Raw genomic sequence first — 13,659 nt, 5'->3', positions numbered from 1 at the left:
TATACAGGAAAGGGTGAAGCCTATGAAAAATTTTTCTCGTGCAGGAAAAATTTTATTCATTTACGGAGCGTTCCAAATATTTTGGGGACTTGTAATGCTTAACGTTAATTTATTTGAGCATACAAGTGAAACGATAAAATATATTATTCTAATTACCGGAATAATTTGTTGTATTATATCCAAATTTTTTAAAGAACATAAAAGTCCTACTAATACGTGATTTCATGTTAACTTATTAGTAGCAGAAACCTGCATTTCAGGCAAAGTTTCGCTTCCTGTTGTACTATCCATCACTGAATCACTTATCCCAGAGTAAACCTATTTCCACAGGGACAAATCACGGTTTCGAACATATAAATTATATCCCTACTCATTACATCTCTCTGGTTTCACATCGCATGGGGCTAAAAGAGGCTCTGACCGCTTCTATCCCTCGCTGGATCCTCTATTCCATCCAAAAGAGGTTTTTTATCTTTTTATCTTTTTTAGCTCTTCGTTAATTCTTTCTCATCTTTCATGCTATAGTATCCTAAATTAACAACAATTAAGAAATAACCACCCATAATCCCTACTGCAAATGCCCACATAACCATGTGGTGCTCAATTTCGTACATAATAATAGCACCCAAAATGGCAGCTGCAAAACGGTTAAACATACCGAGTGTCGGTGCTTTCGTCTTCTTTACAATACTATCTCCAAGCTTCTCAATTCTTCTCCCTAAAAGCCAAACGCAATACATACTTACAATAAGCCCAATTCCAGCGCCTAAAAAGTGTGCTGAAAACGGTGTTAACATCCAACCTAGTAACAAAATACCTAGTATATAATACGATTGGATTTTAAATGATCTTAGTGACATACTAATCATGCTGTTCTCCTCTTCAGTAATTTTTATCTATCCAACAAAAGCTGTATAACTCAGTTCTTTCGAGTTCATACTACTTAAAATTCATTTCACTCAACTTAAAAAACAACATAAACAGTATGTTCATGTTGTTTAAATGTTTTTAGAAAATAATATTATACAAGATTTCGAACATCATATTCTCATATTTTGTGACGGTTTTTCAAACTTTTTCGTCCATTTATGAAAAAAATGATATCAATCTATGAACATACGGATATGATATAATAAACACACAAATAAAGGGGGCGTCTAATGATTTATTTTTTAATGGCTCTCATTCACCTCATTATCCCTGCACTTATCGGACTTTCATTGTATTGGTACACGAAAAATCATAGCATTTTTTACGCTGTCCTCGGTGTTCTTCTTCCAGGTATTATTCTTATTACACTCTTCCGTATTCCATTTTTAAACTTAATTCCACTTATTACTGCTATCTTATTTCTCATCTTCTTACCAAAAATAAAAAAATAGGAAAGCAGATCATAGGTGATCTGTTTTCCTATTTTGATATAGGTTCCCCCGCAGTAGAATGAACTTTTACTTTCTCTGATTTCACAAACCATAGACCGAAAAAAATAATAATTCCACCGATGATTTGTTGAAACGATACATATTCATTTGCCCAGATAGCTGCAAATAAAACAGCTACAAGCGGCGTTATATACATATATTCCATCGTATGTGACGCCCCAATTTTTTGAACACCAACATACCACATGACTAAGCCGAATACTGTTACAAAGAAAATGGAATATAGTAAGGCGAATAGTGTCATTCCGTGTGTAATGTGAAATGGCATTATAAATACATATGGTCCACTTAACAATAAAAGCGGAATCGCGCCAACTAAGGCTGACCATGCGGTAACACGTAGTGCTGAATATTTTTTAATTAATGGTCCTGCTAAAACAGGATAAAGCCCCCAGCATATTGATGTAATAAGTCCAATTCCATTGCCATAAAAAGAACTAGCAAGTGAATGTCCTGCTACTAAAACTAATGCTGCACCACTAAAGGCAATGATAGAACCTATGAGCTTTCGAGAAGAAAACTTTTCTTGTTTCAGAAAAATCGCAAATACAGTTGTAAAAATAGGTGAAATAGAAATGAGTAAAGAGGCATTTGTAGCGGATGTATATTTGACAGTTTCCATAAATAACGTTTGATACAGTACAATACCTACAACGCTAACGATGATTAATCTAGGTATATCCTTTCGCTCCATATAAACTGACTTTTCAATAAAAAAAGTAAGAAGTAACAGGAGCGGTGCCGCCGCCATCATACGAAGTGCAGTAAATTCAATTGCTGTAAATTCTAAAAATCCATACTTTGCAATCGTATAGTTAATCCCCCAAATAATAACAACACTTAAAATTAATAACTCAATTCCCCATCTTCTCATGCGTATCCCCTCCGCAAAGAAGATTATACAGAAAATTCAATCACATGTACATTTCATTATGTGAAAAAATCTTTTTACTATTGGGCCGTTTTGGTAAATGAAATTATATCGGCGATTTTCTGAATATATCAGCGCAACTCCATTTATATCAGCGATTTTTTCAATATATCGACTTATCAACAAAAATCGACAATAATAGCGACTTATAAAATAAAAAAATGTGAGTCCAAAATACATTTTGGACTCACATTTCCTTTACTATACTCGAACGTGTAATTTCATATTTGGATTATAAAACTGGCTTGGGCTCTTCAACTGAAAAGTTCCTCCACTTTCATGCCAATCAACCGTTAACTTATCGTCCATAAATACAAGCTTTGTACGATCAGCGATAAAATTCATTGTGCTTGATTCAATATCCACATCGCGCTCATCTTTCTCTGCTACAGCTACTAAATCGATGATTCCGCTCATGACACAACCGCAACCCTCATTATCGTAAAATAACTTTATATATTTCGCTTCACTTGGAATCGTATCCATAATCTTTTTATATGCTGCTTCTGTTACAGTAACGTACATATGTTAATCTTCATCCTCTCTTCTCTTATCATTCATATATTGTATCACCATTTTTCTTAAAATTTATATACAGAAAATTAAGACTAATATACAATGTATGTGATAAAGTTTCAGCAATCGAGCTTTTATGAGTAGTTCATGCAGGAGAAAGGAGGTTTGCTATCCGTGTTCAAACTACAACGATATCCTATTTTATTAAGTCTATTTGGTAGTTTCTTCATTTCTAGCGAAATGCTATTACAGCATGTACTTCCCTATTCTCCTTCTATCGGCTGGATTCTAGGTTTTATTTGTTTCCTATCCGCTTCTTATTTCGCTACGAAGAATACAAACAACTCATAAAGCAAGAATCATCTTAAGGAGGATTATTGAACATGCCAGCCTTAAAAAAAATAGAGCAATCACTCGATCACTTATTCCAAATTGAAAAATACGGAAAAGATAGCGCCTTTAGTCGATTTATCCCAGCCGTATATGATCCTATCAAATTTCCTTGGCAACAATTTTTCGAAGCAAATTTTGTAGATTTATTTAACGGCCTTATGATGCACGGATCTGAAAATGTAAACAAAGTATTTTTAGCTGTATTCCCTACAGATGACGTTCTTGAAACATTCATTTCACAATCCACACCTGGTGATTTACTCTTTATGCACCATCCCCTTGTAATGGAGTGCGGTGATCCAATTGGAAGATCAGGCCGCGGTTTCATACCAATTCCTGAAAAATATTTGCAAGGAATAAAAGAAAAACAACTTTCTATATATACATGTCACGTACCAATGGATTTTCATCAAACGCATGGAACGAGTATTTCAATTGCAAAAGCATTAAACGCTACTGTAGTGGACGACTTTGCATATGGAGGTCCAGAACAAGAACCAGTTGGCCTTATTTGTGAAATAGATGAAACATCAACAGAAGCACTCCAAAAACATCTAAAACAACTCTTCCAGATTCCTTACACAGACTTCGAAGGTAAACGACATGATTCCATCAAAAAAATCGCAATTATCGCTGGATGTGGCGATGTTGTATCTTTAATGAAGGAAGCAGAAGAAAAAGGTGCTGAAGCATATATTACAGGAGAAATCCATTGCCATATCGACAATGATTACGGCCGACATAAATACTCTCTCATTATGGATTATGTAAAAGAAACGAATATGTCTCTAATTGGGGTGTCACACTCTGCCTCTGAATATTTAGTGAAAGAGACATTGATGCATGATTGGTTTAAAGAGAATTTTGATGTGGATGTTATTTTGCTTCCGCAGGAGAAATGGTGGCTCTAACGCTATCATTTTTAAATTTATATACACAATACAATTGACCACAGAAAAATAGATAAATGAGAAAGTACATGTACCAACGTAAATGCTTTCGTTGTGCCAGAAAACGAACCTACTGTTAGCACCGAATTTACTGGTGCTAACAGTATTACAGCTGGAAACCTATTTTTGAGAGAGTATACAACCCCTCTTTATATTCATGCTGCAAGTGCTGTATATTCTGTTTTTCTAATTACTAACATATAGCAATTCATTTCATAAAAAAAGACCCGAGATTCGGGTCAACAAATAGAAATATAAATGAACTACAACAAATAACAGACAAAGCCATTATATATTTTTCGTAGTAAAACATCCATTAATTTCTTTTTACACTATCAATATATTATTTTTCGTTATCGTCCTCTTTTTTAGAACGTCTACCTAAGAAGAACACAAGAACTAATAATATAATTACCAGTAGTACTCCGCCGATAATGTAATATAGCGTGTAGTCTTTTTTCGCTTCTACCGCTGTATCATTTAACTTATCGGCTGTCTTTCCTTCAATTGTAAATTTCTTCGTCCATTCCCACTTTTGATCGCCATCAGTGGCTTTCACTTCTACTCGGTACATTCCTGGATCAAACGCTTTGTTTTCCCAGCTAATAGCGTAATCAAAGTTTGAGTTTGGCGCCATTCTTAAATTTTCTTTTTTCGCTTCAAATAAAACGTCTGTACCTTTTTCTTTATATACCTTTGCATCAACACTTAAATTTTTTAACATTGCTGGCTTTACGTTTTGTAAATTTGCAGTAACAACGTTACGCCCGTTAATTTGTGTTGGCTTTACTTCGTTTAATTTCATGTCTGGTTTTACTTCAGCATCCGTCTCTTTTAAAACAACGCCAATTGCGTATGCATATTTATTTTCAATTTGCACACCTTCATCTTTTTTCTTTGCATTCTCATCTTCTTTTTCTTTAAAGTATAAACCACCTAAAATAACACCATCAAACGACTCACTTGGCATTTCCAAGTTTATATCAACTGTCACTATGCTGTTAGCTGGGACTTTCGTTTCTTTTGGCATTTTAGCAATTTTAGAAAACGGATATTTCAAAGTAGAATCCGTTTTTGGTTCTACTGTACTATAATCTGTAATACCATTGCTATTCGTAATTGCTGTATTAGCAAACGATTCTACCACAACTTCTTTATTCGTATCATTTTTCATTTGGACTTGAATTGTTTGCTTTTGTCCAGGTTGCATTTTCAAATCAAAATACGTTTGATTTTTATCAATTTGATTTTCTGGTATAACTGCTGTCACAGCGAATTTCATTTCAGCCGCATATACTGAAAAAGCGTTTACCATGAAGAATGTAATTAATAGTAAGCTAGTAAATAGTTTTTTTACCATCTCTTATGTAGTCCCCTTCATATCCATTTTATAGACAAGAAAGAGATAAGGTTAAAGCCATTCCCTTATCTCTTCTCATTTTCCTCTTTTATCTTAAAATTCCTCTTACTTACATAGGAGCGTCTGTTAGTTCCCAAGTTAGTGAAGTTGTGTATTGTGTTTGTTCTTTTTTCGTTTTACCTGGTACAGATAACTCTACGCTTTGTTTCGCTTCTGTTGCATCTTTACCAAACGTATTTACCCATGTACCCATACCTTGGTTTTCTTTTGCATCGATTAAATCAGATGCTGCACCACTTGGATTTAATGTGATAGATTGTTCTGCTGTTGGTGCGTCGCTACCTGCATTTGATTTCAAAGCTGAAGTTTTTAATGTTAATGCCGCACCATCCAACGCTTTATCATCTGCAGTTTTGAATTGACCATTTTGTTTTACTGTTAAATGCCATCCAGCATTTGTACCACGATTATCTGTTACTTGAACGTAGTTCGGCACGTCAATTACAGAACCGTCTACTTTTTTCTTTACTTTATCTAATTCTGCAAAGTAGATTTCGTTATTCCCTGATGCTTTTTGTGTTTTAAAGTTGAAGTTAGATACATAATCAATACTTAGTGGACCATCTGTACCTTTTTTATCTGGATCAACTGGATCTACAGTTTCATCTGGATTCTCTGGATTAACAACATCAATTTTATCTGTATTTTTCTCGAATTTAATGAATGCTTTTGAGTCTACTTTCCCGCCATCTTTCTCAGCTGCAAATGCAGACGTCCCTACTGATACTGATGATAATGTTACCGCTCCAATTAATGCTATTTTTGCTAGTTTCATAGTTTTATACCCCTTTATAATCATTTTTTAAAATTCAGTCATTCTTAATTTTCAATCTTGTATAAGCTTAGTTTGGTGTATCTTCTAAAGTCCAAGTTAACTCAGCTGAATATTTCGCACCTTTTTCTTTCGCCGTCGTACCTGGTACGAATAAGCTCACACTCTGTTTACCTTGTTCTGTTCCTTTACCAAATGCAGTCGTCCAATCACCCATACCTTTATTCTTTGCGGCAGTAGTAATTTCCACCGCATCTCCACCTGGAGCTAGCGTTACTTTATTTTTAAATGTTGTAGGTGCATATTGTGCATCAGTTACAGAATTTACAGCTGGGTTACTTAAGCTTAAAGCTGCATTTGTTAACTCACTATTACCACTTTTAAATTGTGCATTTTGCTTTACTTTCAATTTCCATCCTGCATTTGTACCACGGTTATCTGTTACAGATACGAAGTTAGGTACTTCAACTGTTTTGCTCCCTTGTTTCACTTTATCCAATTTTGCAAAGTACGTTTGATCATTACCAGAGATAACTTGCTCGCCGAAGTGTAAGTTAGAAACGTAGTTAATACTTAATGGGCCTTTTGTTCCTATTTCATGGTCACCAGGGTTCTCTGGTGTAACTTTTTCATTTGGATTTTCTGGATTGTTTGGATCTGTTGTGCTTGTATCTTCAATAAACGTTACATCGGTTTTTGATTTCATATTTGCTTTCTCTTCCGCAAATGCTGAAGTTCCTACTGCTGCAACTGATGTTAATGATACTGCACCGATTAATGCTAATTTTGCTAGTTTCATATGTACCTTCCCCTTTTCTCTGTTTTCATCTATTTTTTATTTTGAATACACTTGCTTTCCCCTAATTCTTTTGAATACATATAGAGATAAAACAATCGAAAACAATCCTATATATTGTTTGAAGTCCCGTGTCTGGCCTCCTGTTTTCGGTAAATATTTATCTCCATTTTTATTTTTATCAACTGTCTCTTTTTTTGTATTTATCTTTGTCGGATCAGTTGATGTATTTGGTGTATAGCTATTCGAAAATGTAATACCCGCTTTTGAATTCGTACTTGTAGCCGTTACTACATTTGCCATAAGAAACGGCACACATATAACTGTGGAAACGATAATACCAACTATTTTTTTCATTACTCTCTCCTTTCTAAAATATATATATTTCATATATTTTTAGAGAGGAGCATCGGTTAATGTCCATTCTAGCTGTCCAGCATATTTTGTATTTGCTTTGACATTCGGCCCTGGTTTTACTTGTAAATGAATTCCCTCGTTTTCCTTCCAATTTAATGAAACCTCCTCGTCGTTTTTAGAAGTATACGAGAATGCTTCTATACTAGAATTACTTAAAGGTGTATCCTTTCCATTTCGTTTGTAAATCAATGCTCCCGTCAATGTGTCATTTTGCGCTGAAGTTAATGGTGTAATTTCCTTTACATATACACTCCATTTTTGCTTTTTAACACGATTATCGGTTACCTTTAAAGAATTTGAAATCGCCTTCGGTGTGTATGTCGTTGTTTTCGATGGAATTGTTACATCTCCAAAGGTAATTTCTTTTGGTACGTCTACTAACTTTAAAGTCCCATCAACGACAGTAACCGGTACTTGAATCTCCGCTTGTACACCTTGCTTCGTTTCAATTACAACCGTTACAGTATGATTCCCTATTGTTTTTGTATCCGGAATATTGATTAACTTCATTACTGATATTGGTTTATCTACATCCAAATTCGTATCTACAGATAAATCTGTCACAAATTTAGAAATATCCATTTTTGTTAAATCTGTTCCTTGCACTACTTTTTGTGGGACTGGTTTCCCAGTCGGAATACCTTTATACCTTATTTTTGCGATTCCATCTCGATTACTATCTTGCCCATTCTTATCGTCATCTAAATAGTTTTTAGCTGACACCGGTATTTCAAGATAACCATCTTTATAATATTTCATTACATCAGCACCTTTTACAGGAGAACCTGTAATTGTCATCTCGTAAATTTTCCCGTTGAATTCTTCTGTTTTTAGCGCATTTGCTTTCGCAACCGCAGTGACCTTATTGTTTTTCCTGCTAATATCAAAGAAGCTACTTACATCATCTCCACTTTCCACATCTTGAATGGAAACATCATTCACAGTAAAATCCTTATTCACTTCACTTTCTAATACAAAAGATTTCGCATAGTGAATATCTTTCGATTGAGCAGGCATATTTTGATATACCTTATAAGAAAGTTGACGGGAATTATCTTCCACGATATCTCCTATTACACTTGGAGCTGGAATTTCAATTTGTGCAATCGCTAATTGGTCGTATGATACATTAACACCTGAAGCATTTAATCTAACTTCTAGCGGTAATTCTGTTAAATTATCAAATGTAATTGTCATATCTGCTTCTGGAGTAGCTACTGGGCCTGCTGTTCCAGAAAACTCTATTTTATTATTCCCTTTGTCTTGATACCTAATTGAACTCGTATCATACACGTATAAATTCGTTAAATGACTACCATCATTACGTAACGTTACATTTTTATAACTATTTATCCTTTTGAAATTCCACATTGCCGTTAATGGTACTTTTTTACTTGTTCCGTGTTCATAAAATTCAAAGGAAGCATTATAAGTTTGTCCTGACCTTCCGTTCCCATATAATTGTAAAAAGTTTTTTGCATCACCTTTAGTTATTGGTGTTTTAACATCTACAGATGAAGCTGTCATAGAGTGAATATTAATACGGACATCAATCCATTTCCCTTGATATTCACCAGCTTTTTTTACTAATACGTACTGTTCTCTATTTGAATTTCTAAATGTATATTGACTTTGACCAGTTCTGTCATTGCTACTACCCTTTACCTCATATGTTACTTGTGGGCTCCAAACAAATCTAAAAGCATATTTACCCGGGATAGAAGGCCCTTCACCTGTTCTATTATTTATTACCTTTACATTTGGATATCTAAGAATACTTGTAACAGGACTAGCAGCTAGTAGAGATTGGCTCTTTAATACCTTCTCAGCTTGAATAGCAGGTAATTCCTGATTATTTTCGTTTACCTTATTGCTCTCTTTTAATTCATTTTCCTTTGATACGAGTTCTTCATTAACCTTTTCTTTCTCTAAAGTATTCGTTTCTTTTGGAACTTCAGCATTAGTAGGCTTTATTTCTTGTTTTTTATTTTCTTCCGATACTTTTACTTTTTCATTTTTTTCTTTTTTCACAACTTCCTCTGAAGCCTTTGGATTTTCATCAGAAATAGCTACATTTAAAGCCTCTTTTTTCTCTACAACATGTAGAGAAGGAGATTCAATTTTCTTTTCATTCCCTTCAAACTTCACTATCGGTTCAAATTTGTACTCTCCAGCTTTTTTCATTTGAATGACTACATATACGTCACCGATAAAATTACTTTGTTCATTCTTTTCAATTTTTACAATGTGATCTTCTGTTACTGAAATGTTTTGAATCGCTTTATTATTTTCATTCATTTTTTTCGTTTCTTCTTCATTAAAGAGCTGCTCATTAGATAATTTCAGCTCGATATTAGCATCTTGTTTATTTGTATTTGTAATCTTTAATACTACATTTTCATCAACTTTTATTTCTTGTTTATCCATATGAACGATAAAACGTCCTTGCTCGTCATTTGTAACCGCATAAACTTTCGTTGCAGAGTAGTCTAGCACACCAACTTGTGTAAATAATATTCCTCCAGCGAGAAGTATACGCCCAAATTTCCCTATTTGATTTTGCAATGTACTTCCCTCCCTCGCTTTTTATACACCGAATATTCCGAACATTAAATGTATTAATCGACTAAATTTACAATCATAATGTGTATTCTGAAAAAATAAAAAGCCTGGTTGCCTTTTCGATTTTCATATATCACAACATGTGTGAAAATCCAAACTGCAACCAGACTATCATAGTAATTTTCATTACCTTAGACTCTTAGCTTTGCGACCTATCCTTTCGAACAGTGTGCCTATTTATTTTTTTTGAGACAACAAAAAGTCCAGTTGCCTCTTCGATTTTCATACACACAACTATGTGTGAAAATCCAAACCGCAACCAGACTATCATAGTAATTTTCATTACCTTAGACTCTTAGCTTTGCGACCTATTCTTTCGAACAGTGTGCCCATTTATTTTTTTTTAAGAAAACAAAAAGTCCAGTTGCCTCTTCGATTTTCATACATACAACTATGTGTGAAAATCCAAACTGCAACCAGACTATCATAGTAATTTTCATTACTTTAGACTCTTAGCTTTGCGACCTATCCTTTCGAATAGTGTGCCAAATATAGGAATTTATTTATCGTGTTTTGAATATACCATTAAAACCCAAAAAAGAAAATAGTTTTTTTAGAAAAAATAATTAATTTTTATAGTCTAAATTCCCCCCGGAAAATCCATAATGAAAACTTTCAAAAAACATTTTGATATTAAAAACACATCATACATTCTTTATAGATAAAGTGAAACTTTAATCAGCCCTCACCAATCGGGCTGCCCGGCAAATAGCGGGATAAAATAAAAAAACATCACTTCCAAATAAGTGATGTTTTTTGTAGTTAATGCAGTGGTAACATAACCTCAACCGTCGTTCCAACCCCAACTTCACTTTCAAAACTCATTTTACCGTTGTGATCTTTAATAATTTTTTCTGTAACTACTAAACCTAGACCAGTTCCTGTTTCTTTCGTTGTATAAAAGGCTTCGTTTAACTTTGGAATTTTATCTTTCGGAATGCCGCATCCCTCATCTTTCACTTGAACGATGATTCCTTCTTTTACAGTAACTTTAATCGTAATTGTTCCGCCAACTGACATTGCTTCAATTGCATTTTTAATTAAATTAAAAAAGACCTGTTTTAATCGTTTTTCATCACATGTAATTGATGGTAAGTCTTTACTGTAAATACCTTGTATGTGGACTCCTTGTTTTAAAGCAGGCTTTTCCATAACTCGAATAACATAAGAGATAATTTCTTGTATGTTATGAGTTTCTGATTCTAGTGATTTAGATTTCTCAAATCCACTAAGTTCTGTAGCAATTATATGAATCCGATCTACTTCTTGTTTCATAATATCACTATAAATTTTATCCTCTGGATGCTTGTCTGCTTGTTTATTCACAAGTTTTTTTAAGTTTGCTAAAGGTCTTCTAATCTTATAACCAATAACCGTTGCCATCTTTCCAACAGCTGCTAGTTTTTCTGTTTGTTTTATTTCTTTGTCCATCATCTCAAGCGTACGAACGTAAGACTGAACCCTCAAAAATATAATCCAACATATAATAGTAAATACACTATATAATGCCATTGGGATTAAAACGAGAGAAGATTGAATAATGATTCCTGTAAAAGCGTACTTCCCGACAAGTATCGCTGGAACTAACCAGAAATATCTTTTATTCACAAAGATTGGTGCAAACAAAATAAAAAATACTTCTACTATATTTCCACCGTCAAATTCCGCATCGCTACCATAATAAATCATAATGTTGTGGATACAATCTAATACATTATAGCCAATTAGAATAATATACTTTACCGCAAAAACATTCTTCCATTTCATAAAGTATATTCCAATGCAAAACAATACTACCATCAAAAAGTAAAGCCATAAACCTAAACCATCTTCAAACTTTCCTACGCCTTCTTGCTCTCCCGCGATTAAAGGTACGATAAATTCATAGGCAAGATCATACACAAAAAATATAATAAAAAATAAACTTAAAAATACTTTCAACGCCTTTATTTCTTCATTTTTAAATATATAGCCTTTATTCATATGGTAACTCCTAGCTTTTCTTCCACTTGAATTTCAGTATTTCCACACTTCCTTGGCAGAATAATGTCTATTCTCGTTCCAGTATTTCTTTCACTTGAAATATGTAACTCACCAAGGTGCTCGGCGACAATTCGATTCGCTACTGTAAGACCCAGACCAATTTTATCTTGTTTCGTTGTATAAAAGGCCTCTGTAACACGGGTTAAGTTTTCTTGCTTAATACCATGACCATTATCAATTAAGCTGATCATCACATACTCTTTCCCTTTATTTTCTAACCGTAAATGTAATATGCCACCTTGCTCCATTGCTTCTAAAGCATTTTTTATCGTATATAGAAAGACTCCTCTTATTCTTCGTTCATCACATTCAACTTCTATTGTTTGTTCTCCCACATTAGAAATAAGCTGCACATTTAATTCATTCATTTTTTCGCGAAGAGTTGTTGTTGCTTGTAATACAATTTTTCCTAGATCATGTTTCTTATAAATAGAAGGCTTGCATGTAGCAACTTCCATCAACTCACTTATCATATTATTCATATTTTCTATTTCAAAGATCATACGTTTATAAACAGGATCCTCTTCATGCTTCTCTCTTTGTAATTGCGTAAATCCTTTTAATGAAGCGAGTGGATTTTTAATTTCATGTCCAACCGTCGCTGCCATTTTTCCGATTACTGCTAATTTTTGTGATTCACTAGCAATCGCAATACTTTCCTTTACAGCTGAAAGATATTGTAAAAATCGGTTTAAAATGATATATGCAGCTATTAACATAAGTGTACACATAATAAGGAACATAAATGCTTTTATTTCCTCTAATACAAATAAATAAATTAAATATTTTCCTACAATAGAAGAAAGTAAGATTACATAAAATTTTTTATTTAAAAATATGGGTACAAAGAAAATGAGAATAATTTCTATTATATTTGTCGCATCAAACGCCGCCTTATTATAAAAAATATACGAAAATATATTAGCGATTTCTATCCCTATGTATGCAAATATCCATGCATATTTAACAAGGTTTGCCTTCTCTTTTTTCATTAAATATATATTCACGCACAGTATTGCTACTCCGCAAATAACTTGCCATACTATGTTGTATCCCTTATCCATTATTGATTTATTGTCTAATACAATTGCATAGAAAATTTGATATACAATAACAATAACATATAACACCCATAAAAGGATTTTTGCATTCCTTTCTTCTTCTTTATATGATAGAAAACTTTCTTTCACTTCAACACCCCTTCAAAATAATATCTCGAAGAATACCATTTATTATAATAAATGATTTTCATAGACAAACAAAGATAAATCGCACATTTGAGGAAAATCATCCCAACGATGCAACATCTTCATGCTATATACAAGCATAAAAACCATAAACAATAATACGTATATTA

The 13,659-nt window shown here is 33.5% G+C and carries 14 protein-coding genes and 3 riboswitches; of the genes, 4 read left to right on the top strand and 10 right to left on the bottom strand.

Annotated features, from left to right (window positions below; all coding sequences use genetic code 11):
- The first annotated feature begins 22 nt into the window (after positions 1 to 22).
- Positions 23 to 220, top strand: a complete 198-nt coding sequence (locus ASE54_RS21510; RefSeq protein ID WP_000788100.1) for a hypothetical protein — start codon at positions 23 to 25, stop codon at positions 218 to 220.
- Positions 221 to 485: 265 nt separating this feature from the next.
- Here ASE54_RS21510 and ASE54_RS21505 read toward each other — a convergent pair whose 3' ends face one another.
- Positions 486 to 869: an ATP synthase subunit I gene (locus ASE54_RS21505; protein WP_000624926.1), complete on the bottom strand. Its 384-nt coding sequence runs from the start codon at positions 867 to 869 to the stop codon at positions 486 to 488.
- A 291-nt stretch (positions 870 to 1,160) separates the two neighbouring features.
- Here ASE54_RS21505 and ASE54_RS21500 point away from each other — a divergent pair, with 291 nt between their 5' ends.
- Positions 1,161 to 1,382, top strand: a complete 222-nt coding sequence (locus tag ASE54_RS21500) for a hypothetical protein (RefSeq protein WP_000639042.1) — start codon at positions 1,161 to 1,163, stop codon at positions 1,380 to 1,382.
- Between the two features lie 28 nt (positions 1,383 to 1,410).
- Here ASE54_RS21500 and ASE54_RS21495 read toward each other — a convergent pair whose 3' ends face one another.
- Both ASE54_RS21495 and ASE54_RS21490 read right to left on the bottom strand, forming a co-directional pair.
- On the bottom strand, positions 1,411 to 2,316 hold the full coding sequence (locus tag ASE54_RS21495) for an EamA family transporter (RefSeq protein WP_001255403.1): 906 nt from the start codon (positions 2,314 to 2,316) through the stop codon (positions 1,411 to 1,413).
- Positions 2,317 to 2,574: 258 nt separating this feature from the next.
- Positions 2,575 to 2,898 (bottom strand): iron-sulfur cluster biosynthesis family protein, encoded by a 324-nt coding sequence (locus ASE54_RS21490; RefSeq protein WP_000289572.1) that lies wholly within the window; start codon positions 2,896 to 2,898, stop codon positions 2,575 to 2,577.
- Positions 2,899 to 3,063: 165 nt separating this feature from the next.
- On the opposite strand from ASE54_RS21490, the gene ASE54_RS36455 reads away from it, so the two are divergent.
- A complete protein-coding gene (locus ASE54_RS36455) occupies positions 3,064 to 3,240 on the top strand; it encodes a hypothetical protein (RefSeq protein WP_003310431.1) in 177 nt (58 codons plus the stop codon).
- A gap of 32 nt (positions 3,241 to 3,272) precedes the next feature.
- Positions 3,273 to 4,193, top strand: a complete 921-nt coding sequence (locus tag ASE54_RS21485) for a Nif3-like dinuclear metal center hexameric protein (protein ID WP_001111118.1) — start codon at positions 3,273 to 3,275, stop codon at positions 4,191 to 4,193.
- Positions 4,194 to 4,575: 382 nt separating this feature from the next.
- Here the strand turns inward: ASE54_RS21485 and ASE54_RS21480 are convergent, their stop codons facing one another.
- The 7 genes from ASE54_RS21480 to ASE54_RS21450 form a co-directional block, all read right to left on the bottom strand.
- The gene (locus tag ASE54_RS21480) at positions 4,576 to 5,592 is read right to left on the bottom strand and encodes a DUF916 and DUF3324 domain-containing protein (protein WP_000239426.1); all 1,017 of its coding nucleotides are present in this window, start codon (positions 5,590 to 5,592) and stop codon (positions 4,576 to 4,578) included.
- Between the two features lie 109 nt (positions 5,593 to 5,701).
- Positions 5,702 to 6,427, bottom strand: coding sequence for a WxL domain-containing protein (locus tag ASE54_RS21475; protein ID WP_000761509.1), 726 nt, complete (start codon positions 6,425 to 6,427; stop codon positions 5,702 to 5,704).
- 67 nt (positions 6,428 to 6,494) lie between these two features.
- A complete protein-coding gene (locus ASE54_RS21470) occupies positions 6,495 to 7,223 on the bottom strand; it encodes a WxL domain-containing protein (RefSeq protein ID WP_000761532.1) in 729 nt (242 codons plus the stop codon).
- Between the two features lie 36 nt (positions 7,224 to 7,259).
- Complete coding sequence (locus tag ASE54_RS21465; RefSeq protein WP_000724871.1) at positions 7,260 to 7,577, bottom strand: hypothetical protein; 318 nt, start codon at positions 7,575 to 7,577, stop codon at positions 7,260 to 7,262.
- Between the two features lie 39 nt (positions 7,578 to 7,616).
- A complete protein-coding gene (locus ASE54_RS21460) occupies positions 7,617 to 10,202 on the bottom strand; it encodes a WxL domain-containing protein (protein ID WP_001180906.1) in 2,586 nt (861 codons plus the stop codon).
- A gap of 152 nt (positions 10,203 to 10,354) precedes the next feature.
- Positions 10,355 to 10,443: riboswitch (cyclic di-GMP riboswitch) on the bottom strand.
- A 67-nt stretch (positions 10,444 to 10,510) separates the two neighbouring features.
- Positions 10,511 to 10,599: riboswitch (cyclic di-GMP riboswitch) on the bottom strand.
- Positions 10,600 to 10,667: 68 nt separating this feature from the next.
- A riboswitch (cyclic di-GMP riboswitch) is annotated at positions 10,668 to 10,756 on the bottom strand.
- Between the two features lie 265 nt (positions 10,757 to 11,021).
- A complete protein-coding gene (locus ASE54_RS21455) occupies positions 11,022 to 12,242 on the bottom strand; it encodes an ATP-binding protein (RefSeq protein ID WP_001032631.1) in 1,221 nt (406 codons plus the stop codon).
- Positions 12,239 to 13,492, bottom strand: coding sequence for an ATP-binding protein (locus ASE54_RS21450; RefSeq protein ID WP_000664883.1), 1,254 nt, complete (start codon positions 13,490 to 13,492; stop codon positions 12,239 to 12,241). Before ASE54_RS21450 ends, ASE54_RS21455 begins: the two co-directional genes overlap by 4 nt.
- Between the last annotated feature and the right edge of the window lie 167 nt (positions 13,493 to 13,659).

This window comes from Bacillus sp. Root131, assembly GCF_001429475.1.
GTDB classification, from domain to species: Bacteria; Bacillota; Bacilli; order Bacillales; family Bacillaceae_G; genus Bacillus_A; species Bacillus_A thuringiensis_S.
Note: the sequence above shows the minus strand (reverse complement) of the source record. Positions and strands in the feature narration are given on the sequence as shown.

Bases quoted from the DNA above. Each gene is read 5' to 3' on its own strand.
- ASE54_RS21495 (WP_001255403.1), bottom strand. From the start codon at position 2,316: ATGAGAAGATGGGGAATTGAGTTATTAATTTTAAGTGTTGTTATTATT.
- ASE54_RS21475 (WP_000761509.1), bottom strand. From the start codon at position 6,427: ATGAAACTAGCAAAAATAGCATTAATTGGAGCGGTAACATTATCATCA.
- ASE54_RS21510 (WP_000788100.1), top strand. From the start codon at position 23: ATGAAAAATTTTTCTCGTGCAGGAAAAATTTTATTCATTTACGGAGCG.
- ASE54_RS21505 (WP_000624926.1), bottom strand. From the start codon at position 869: ATGATTAGTATGTCACTAAGATCATTTAAAATCCAATCGTATTATATA.
- ASE54_RS21455 (WP_001032631.1), bottom strand. From the start codon at position 12,242: ATGAATAAAGGCTATATATTTAAAAATGAAGAAATAAAGGCGTTGAAA.
- ASE54_RS21500 (WP_000639042.1), top strand. From the start codon at position 1,161: ATGATTTATTTTTTAATGGCTCTCATTCACCTCATTATCCCTGCACTT.
- ASE54_RS21480 (WP_000239426.1), bottom strand. From the start codon at position 5,592: ATGGTAAAAAAACTATTTACTAGCTTACTATTAATTACATTCTTCATG.
- ASE54_RS21485 (WP_001111118.1), top strand. From the start codon at position 3,273: ATGCCAGCCTTAAAAAAAATAGAGCAATCACTCGATCACTTATTCCAA.
- ASE54_RS21470 (WP_000761532.1), bottom strand. From the start codon at position 7,223: ATGAAACTAGCAAAATTAGCATTAATCGGTGCAGTATCATTAACATCA.
- ASE54_RS21465 (WP_000724871.1), bottom strand. From the start codon at position 7,577: ATGAAAAAAATAGTTGGTATTATCGTTTCCACAGTTATATGTGTGCCG.
- ASE54_RS21490 (WP_000289572.1), bottom strand. From the start codon at position 2,898: ATGTACGTTACTGTAACAGAAGCAGCATATAAAAAGATTATGGATACG.